Raw genomic sequence first — 1,223 nt, 5'->3', positions numbered from 1 at the left:
CCGGTGCCGGTGATCGACAGATCGGCGTTGACGCCGGTCGAGATCTTGAGCTGGCCGGAGGCGTTGATCGACGAGTTGGTCTGGCCTGAAGCGGTCGCAAGCGTACCGCCGCCGCTGCCGTTGAGTGTGAAGGTCTGTACGCCCGTGGCGAAGTCGACCGCCTTCAGAACGTCGGCGATCGTCGAGCTCTGCAGGTAGACCGTCGAGTTGCCGTTGCCGTCGGTGACGACGTTACCGGACACGCCCTGGGTGGAGGCCAGCGAAGCCGCCGAAGGCGTCGGACCGTCCTTGAAGGTGATGACATGGCCATCGACGTTCAGGGTCGAACCCGACGAGATGAACGACGACAGGGTCGCCGAGCTCGTGGTGCGGCTCGCCGTGGCAGTCACGCTGCCGGCGCCGGTCGCGGTGGTCAGGCCAAGCTTGTTCAGGATGTCGGCCTTGCCGGTCACGCTCAGGTCGGAACCGGTCGTGCTCTTCAGGACGAGCGCGCCGCTGCCGTTGACCGACGAGATGGTCTGGCTGCTGTTGACCGTCAGGGTGCCGGCAACGTTGCTCTGCACGCCGCTGGCGAGGTCGATCGCGGTCAGGACATCACCCACCGCAGCCTTCGTGGCCGAGCCGAGATAAACCGTCACGTTGCCGGTGGTGTTGTCCGTGTAGACGTTGCCGGTCGTGATACCGGTGGCAGCAACCTGGGTCTGGCCGGCCGGAGTCGTCGTGGGAATGTCACCGGCAGCAAAGGTGATGGTCTTGCCGTTGACGGTGAGCGTGTCGCCCGCAGCAACGCCGGCGTTGGCGTCGCCAGCGGTCGCCGTGCCGTTCAGCAGGCTCGCACCGGTCGTCGCAGCGTTGATGACGGTTCCAGTGTTCGTCCCCTGGACGCCGCCGAGCTTGGTACCGGAGGCTGCAGCGGTCGTACCGCCGGCCGCACCGCTGTAGAGCACGTTGCTCAGCGCATCCGCGCTGGTGTAGCTGGTCGTGCCGCGCAGATCCGAAGCCGTCGCACCCGAGATCGTGGTCGAGACGTTGGACTTGGTGGAGTAACCGACCGTCGTCTGCAGCGCCTGGTTGGCGATCGACTTCGCAGAGTCGATCAGCTTCTGCAGCGAGGTGATGCCGGTGTTGGCAGCCTGCAGCACCTGCACGCCGTTGGCGATGCCATCGAGCAGATTGTTGATGTCGCTGGCGCGGTTGTCGAGCGACTGGGCCGTGAAGAAGTT

Annotated in this window: 1 protein-coding gene; it reads right to left on the bottom strand. The window is 65.7% G+C overall.

All coding sequences use genetic code 11. The annotated features are described in order from the left end of the window. Positions 1-1,223 (bottom strand): DUF1522 domain-containing protein (locus BLV07_RS45735; RefSeq protein WP_143035761.1); only part of this gene is annotated, 1,223 nt, incomplete at both ends.

It is taken from the genome of Bradyrhizobium sp. Rc2d, assembly GCF_900099855.1.
In the GTDB taxonomy this organism is placed as follows: domain Bacteria; phylum Pseudomonadota; class Alphaproteobacteria; order Rhizobiales; family Xanthobacteraceae; genus Bradyrhizobium.
This window is presented reverse-complemented; position numbering and strand designations above follow the sequence as displayed.